At 62.2% G+C, this 6363-nt stretch carries 6 protein-coding genes; 4 read left to right on the top strand and 2 right to left on the bottom strand.

Translation table 11 applies throughout. The features are described from left to right. Nucleotides 1-67: 67 nt before the first annotated feature. The 4 genes from QZ378_RS11855 (at nt 68) to QZ378_RS11840 (ending at nt 3841) form a co-directional block, all read left to right on the top strand. Nucleotides 68-865, top strand: coding sequence for an extracellular solute-binding protein (locus QZ378_RS11855; RefSeq protein ID WP_366935206.1), 798 nt, complete (start codon nt 68-70; stop codon nt 863-865). 71 nt (nt 866-936) lie between these two features. Then, a complete protein-coding gene (locus QZ378_RS11850; protein ID WP_291258412.1) occupies nt 937-1857 on the top strand; it encodes a carbohydrate ABC transporter permease in 921 nt (306 codons plus the stop codon). 1 nt (nt 1858) lies between these two features. After that, nucleotides 1859-2695, top strand: a complete 837-nt coding sequence (locus QZ378_RS11845) for a carbohydrate ABC transporter permease (RefSeq protein ID WP_087341396.1) — start codon at nt 1859-1861, stop codon at nt 2693-2695. A gap of 21 nt (nt 2696-2716) precedes the next feature. Continuing rightward, nucleotides 2717-3841, top strand: a complete 1125-nt coding sequence (locus tag QZ378_RS11840) for a Gfo/Idh/MocA family oxidoreductase (protein WP_191379515.1) — start codon at nt 2717-2719, stop codon at nt 3839-3841. Between the two features lie 89 nt (nt 3842-3930). Here QZ378_RS11840 and cysS read toward each other — a convergent pair whose 3' ends face one another. Both cysS and epsC read right to left on the bottom strand, forming a co-directional pair. Beyond that, the gene (cysS, locus tag QZ378_RS11835; protein ID WP_191379519.1) at nt 3931-5340 is read right to left on the bottom strand and encodes a cysteine--tRNA ligase; all 1410 of its coding nucleotides are present in this window, start codon (nt 5338-5340) and stop codon (nt 3931-3933) included. Nucleotides 5341-5345: 5 nt separating this feature from the next. Then, nucleotides 5346-5996, bottom strand: a complete 651-nt coding sequence (gene epsC / locus QZ378_RS11830) for a serine O-acetyltransferase EpsC (RefSeq protein WP_191379520.1) — start codon at nt 5994-5996, stop codon at nt 5346-5348. Between the last annotated feature and the right edge of the window lie 367 nt (nt 5997-6363).

Below are 6363 nucleotides of genomic sequence, written 5' to 3'. Positions count from 1 at the left end.
CCGTCTGGATTGTGCTTTTCCTTTCTTTTTGTTCCCTTTAATTAGCCATCAACTGTATGATGCCGCGGTGGCGCTCACCAACCCCGACGAGGGCCTGTACGGCTGTGCCGTGTCCTGCAGCCCCAACGACCTGCTGTGCACCCGCTACCTGAACTACTACGTCCGCTCCGGCGGCGGCAGCCTGCTCAACGACGACCTGACCGCCAACCTGACCAGCGACCTGGCCATCGAGGGCATCAACTACTGGGTCAACATGTACAAGAACTGCTCCCCCGCCGAGACCATCAACTACACCGTCAACGACCACGCCACCCTGTACTACCAGGGCACCACCGCCTTTGACTTCAACTCCGGCTTCCAGATCAGCGGCGTGGAGACCAACCGCCCCGACCTGCTGGAGTACGTCTCCTGCGCCCCCCTGCCCAAGATCAACGCCGACGACCCCTACTACAGCGCGGAGGCCACCCACATCCCGCTGGTGACCTGGGCCAACTCCGAGCACCCCGAGATCTGCCAGGCCTTCATCGAGTACCTGTATCAGACCGACAACTACCTGGACTTCCTGGCCGCCGTGCCCGTGGGCATGCTGCCCTCCATCAAGGGCATTGAGGAGAACGAGGAGTACCTGTCCAACCCCATCGTCCAGCAGTTCTCCGACGAGGCCGCCGTCATCACCGAGGCGGTGAACGAGGGCACCGCCATCGGCTTCGAGCACGGGCCCAGCGCCCAGGCCGGCCTGCTGGCCAACCAGGGCGTCATTGAGGAGATGTTCCAGGACATCATCACCAACGGCACCGACGTGGAGACCGCGGCCCAGGAGGCCGAGGCGCGGCTCAACGAGATCTTTGAGACCATGGTGGCCTGACGGCTGCACCTGAGGGGCGGAAGAAACCCTTCCGCCCCCTTTTTTACGGCAAAATAGACGGGAGGGTTGATATGAACGGAAAAATCCGCACCCTGCGCAGCGGCGGCATCCAGGGCAGCCGGCTGACCCGGTGGATCTTCGTGGGCCCGGCCATGCTGGTGGTCATCTGCCTGCTGGTCTATCCGCTGTTGTCCACCCTGGTGTACAGCTTCACCAACAAGACCATGATCCGCAACGAGTTCGACGTGGTGGGGCTGAAGAACTACATCGACATCCTCACCGACGAGGACTTCTACTCCGCCTTCGGCCACACCCTGCTGTGGACCCTGTTCAGCGTGCTGGGCCAGCTGGTGGTGGGCTTCGTGGGGGCGCTGGCCCTGAACCGGGTCCAGAACAAGGTGGCCAAGAACCTGTTCCGCATCTTCGCCATCATCCCCTGGGCCTTCCCGGCCATCGCCACGGCCATGACCTGGAAGTGGCTGCTCAACGGCATCCACGGCTTCGTGCCCACCCTGCTCCGGGATCTGGGGATCACGCCGGAGCTCATCCAGTTCCTCAGCGACAAGAACCTGGTGCTGCCCACCCTGATTTTCATCAACATCTGGTTCGGCGCGCCGCTGATCCTGGTCAACGTGTACGCCGCCCTCCAGACCATCCCCCGGGACCAGTACGAGGCGGCCCAGATCGACGGGGCCAGCAGCTGGCAGTCCTTCCGCTACGTCACCGCCCCCCACATCCGGACGGTGGTGGGCCTGCTGGTGGTGCTGCGCACCGTCTGGGTGTTCAACAACTTCGACATCATCTACATGATCACCGGCGGCGGCCCGGCGGGGGCCAGCAGTACCATGCCCATCTTCATCTACGACACCGGCTGGACCGGACGGCTGGTGGGCAAGGCGTCGGCGGCCTCCATCCTGCTGCTGCTCTTCCTGGTGATCCTTTGTGTGCTGTACTTCTCTGTGATCAACCGCTGGGAGAAGGAGGACAAGTGAGATGAAAAAACTGAGACGCTTCTCCCCGGGCGGATGCTTCTCCTATGTCTATCTCATTGTGCTGTCGGTGCTGTGCATATTCCCCCTGATCTGGCTGCTGGTCTCCGCCTTCAAATCCAGCGGGGAGATGCTGGCCAATCCAACCAAAATCCTGCCCATGGAATGGACCCTGGAGAACTTCCACACGGTGCTGGTCACTCTCGGCTTTACCACCAACATCAAAAACAGCCTGATCGTGGCCCTGTGCACCACGGTGATCGCCACCTTTATCTCCGCCCTGGCGGCCTACGGCATCATCCGTTTCTTCCCCAAACTGGGCAACATCATGACCAAGATCCTCATCACCACCTATATGTTCCCCTCCATCATGCTGGTCATCCCCTACGCGGTGGTGATGAACGTCCTGCACCTGACCAACACCCGCATTGCCCTGGTGCTGGTGTACATGTCCTTCAGTGTCCCCTACGCGGTGTGGATGCTGGTGGGCTTCTTCAAAACGGTGCCCATCGACATTGAGGAGTCGGGGCGCATTGACGGCGCCAACCGCTTCCAGGTATTCACCCGCATTGTGCTTCCCCTGGTGCGGCCGGGCATTGTCTCCACCGCCATCTATGTGTTCATCAACGCGTGGAACGAATTCCTGTACGCCCTGCTGCTGGTGAGCAGCTCGGAAAAGACCACCCTGTCCGTGGCGGTCAAGACCCTGGAGGGCGCGGACATCCTCAACTGGGGCTCCATGATGGCGGCCAGTGCCATCGTGGTTCTGCCCTCCATCATCTTCTTCTGCATCATCCAAAATAAGATCGCCGGCGGTCTGGCGGACGGCGCGGTGAAATAACGGAAAGGAAGGATTGGAACGATGAAGACCATCGGATACGCAATCGTAGGTACCGGATATTTCGGCGCCGAGCTGGGCCGGATCCTCAACGAGCAGGAAGGGGCCAAGGTGGTGGCCGTCCTGGATCCCGAAAACGGCGAGACCATCGCCAAGGAGTACGGCTGCGACGTGGAGACCGATCTGGACGTGCTGTGCGGCCGCCCGGACGTGGACGCGGTGATCGTGGCCACCCCCAACTACCTCCACAAGGGGCCGGTGATTGCCGCGGCCCGGCACAAGAAGCACGTATTCTGTGAGAAGCCCATGGCCCTCTCCTACGCCGACTGCGACGAGATGGTGCGCACCGCCCAGGAGAACGGCGTGATCCTCATGGCCGGCCATGTGATGAACTTTTTCCGGGGCGTGCGCCACGCCAAGCGCCTGATCGCCGAGGGCGCCATCGGCCGGGTGCTCTACGCCCACTCCGCCCGCAACGGCTGGGAGGAGCCCCAGCCGGAGATCAGCTGGAAAAAGGTGCGGGCCCAGTCCGGCGGCCACCTGTACCACCACATCCACGAGGTGGACTGCATCCAGTTCATCATGGGCCCTGCCACCGAGGTCACTATGACCGGCGGCAACGTGGCCCACAAGGGGGAGCAGTTCGGCGATGAGGACGACATGCTCTTTATCAACATGGAGTTCGGCAACAACACCTATGCGGTGGTAGAGTACGGCTCCGCCTTCCACTGGCCGGAGCACTATGTGCTCATCGAGGGCACTGAGGGCGCCATCCGCATCGACATGTGCAACGTGGGCATGACCGTCAAAACCAAGGATGGCAAGGAGGAGCACTACCTGGTCCACGAGACCCAGGAGGAGGACGACGACCGCACCCGGATCTACCACTCCACCGAGATGGACGGCGCCATCCAGTACGGCCATCCCGGCAAGAAGCCCCCGCTGTGGCTCCACGGCATCATGAAGAACGAGATGAAGTTCTTCAACGGAGTCCTCCACGGCGAGCCTGTTCCCGATGAGTTCAAGCCCCTCATGACCGGCCAGGCCGCTCGGGCGGCCATCGCCGCCGCCGATGCGGCCACCCTCTCCCTGAAAGAGGACCGCAAGGTCAAGGTGGCGGAGATCACCGGGGAAGGTGCCACGGAATAATACCACTCCAGGCGCGAAGAAAGAAATGCAACAAGCGGGAGGACACGGCCAAACAGGCCGTGTCCTCCCGCTTGCTCATAGTGATACTGTCATGCCCTTGCCCAGGTGGTGCCATCCTTGGTGTCCTTGATCTCCACGCCCATGGATTTGAGCTGATCGCGGATGGCGTCGGCGGTGCCCCAGTCCTTGGCCTTTTTGGCCTCCAGGCGCTTGGCGATGAGGGCCTCGATTTCCTCGGCGCCCTCCACGGGGGCGGCCTGCTGCTCCTTCAGGGCGTCGGCCTTCTTCAGCAGATCCAGGCCCAGCACCTGGTCAAAGCTGTCCAGGACGGCCCGCTTGGTGGCGTCGTTCAGGTCGGCCTTGAGCACGTCGTACAGGGCGGTGACGCCCAGGGAGGTATTGAGATCGTTGCCCACCGCCTCCACAAAGCGGTCCTTGTACGCCTGGACGGCGGCCTGGTCCACTTCGCCGTCGGTGCCCAGAGCGGCCACCCGGGCGATGAGCTTGTCGTAGGCGGCCCTGGCGTTGTCCAGGTTCTCCCAGGAGAACACCAGCCCCTTGCGGTAGTGGGACTGGAGGCAGAAGAAGCGGTACACCAGCGGGTCATAGCCCTTCTCCTCCAGAAGGGAGACGGTGAGGAACTCGCCGCTGGACTTGCTCATCTTGCCGTGGTTGGTGTTCAGGTGGTGGACATGCATCCAGTACTTGCACCAGGGGTGGCCCAGATAGGCCTCGGACTGGGCGATCTCGTTGGTGTGGTGGGGGAAGGCGTTGTCGATGCCGCCGCAGTGGATGTCCAGGTGCTCCCCCAGGTACTTCATGGAGATGCAGGAGCACTCGATGTGCCAGCCGGGGTAGCCCACGCCCCAGGGGGAGTCCCACTTGAGGGCCTGATCCTCAAACTTGGACTTGGTGAACCAGAGGACGAAGTCGTTCTTGTTGCGCTTGTTGGCATCCTCCTCCACGCCCTCCCGGACGCCCACGGCCAGATCCTCCTCGTCGTGGTCGTTGAACACGTAGTATTTCTCCAGCTTGGAGGTGTCGAAGTACACGTTGCCGCCGGCGAAGTAGGCATAGCCCTTGTCCATCAGGGCGGAGATGACCTTGATATACTCGTCGATCATGCCGGTGGCGGGCTGCACCACGTCGGGGTATTTGATGTTCAGCTTCTTGCAGTCGGAGAAGAAGGCGTCGGTGTAGAATTTGGCGATTTCCAGCACACTCTTGTGCTCCCGCTTGGCGCCCTTGAGCATCTTGTCCTCGCCGGTGTCGGCGTCGGAGGCCAGGTGGCCCACGTCGGTGATGTTCATCACCCGCTTCACGTCATAGCCGGCGTAGCGCAGCAGCTTCTCCAGCGCGTCCTCCATGATATAGCTGCGCAGGTTGCCGATGTGGGCGAAGTGGTACACCGTGGGGCCGCAGGTGTACATGGACACCCTGCCCGGCTCGTGGGGGACAAACTCCTCTTTTTTGTGGCTCGCGGAATTGTACAGATAGATTGTTTTCATAGATTCTGACTCCTTGCCTGTTCATCCAATAGTTGTTCCAGCCATTCCAGCCGGGAATTCAGGGCCTGCAGTTCCTTCTGCACCGGGTCGGTGACGTGGATCTGGTCCACCTGACTGGCGTAGTCCACCTTCTCCCCGGCGATGCGTACCACCCGGGCGGGCACGCCCACGGCGGTGGCGTCGGAGGGGATCTCGCTGAGCACCACCGCGTTGGAGGCGATGCGGGCATTGTCCCCCACCTTGAAGGGGCCCAGCACCTTGGCCCCGGCGGACACCATCACGTTGTTGCCCAGGGTGGGGTGGCGCTTGCCCTGGTCCTTGCCGGTGCCGCCCAGGGTGACGCCGTGGTAGATCAGGCAGTCGTCCCCGATCTCCGCCGTCTCGCCGATGACGATGCCCATGCCGTGGTCGATGACGAACCGGCGGCCGATTCTGGCGCCGGGGTGGATCTCGATGCCGGTCCAGAACCGGCTCCACTGGCTCACCAGCCGGGCCAGGAAGAACAGCCGGTGCCGGTAGAGACAGTGGGCCAGCCGGTGGTACAGCGTGGCATGCACGCCCGGATAGAGCAGAAAGATCTCCAGCCGGCTCCGGGCCGCAGGGTCGCGGGCCTGATAGGCCCGCAGGGTCTCTCCCAATCGTGTCAGTCCAAGCACCCCCCAGAATGCAAACGCGCCTCCCGTGCCCAAAGGCACGAGAGGCGACGTTGATCGCGGTTCCACTCTCATTTCTCACTCAGGGGCCGGTAACGGGGCCAGACCGGGGGCCGTCGGCCCTCTGCGCTCCCGGACGCACATTCTCCAGTTACCCCCCGGGCCCGCTTTCAGCCGGTGACGGGCCCTCTCTGTCGGGTGCTCGCTGGATACTATTTCCGTTCCTCGCGCGATTCACTGTTCCAGTATATTATCACGTTCCATCCGATGTGTCAAGGCGGGCGCCGGGCCGCCCGGGTCGAAAAATGTAGGAGTACAATACATATTGGACAGGAGAATAAAAAAGGATGAAGGATAAGGC

This window comes from Flavonifractor sp. (assembly GCF_019422385.1).
GTDB lineage: Bacteria > Bacillota > Clostridia > Oscillospirales > Oscillospiraceae > Flavonifractor > Flavonifractor avistercoris.
Note: the sequence above shows the minus strand (reverse complement) of the source record. Positions and strands in the feature narration are given on the sequence as shown.

Bases quoted from the DNA above. Each gene is read 5' to 3' on its own strand.
- QZ378_RS11845 (WP_087341396.1), top strand. From the start codon at position 1,859: ATGAAAAAACTGAGACGCTTCTCCCCGGGCGGATGCTTCTCCTATGTC.
- QZ378_RS11850 (WP_291258412.1), top strand. From the start codon at position 937: ATGAACGGAAAAATCCGCACCCTGCGCAGCGGCGGCATCCAGGGCAGC.
- QZ378_RS11840 (WP_191379515.1), top strand. From the start codon at position 2,717: ATGAAGACCATCGGATACGCAATCGTAGGTACCGGATATTTCGGCGCC.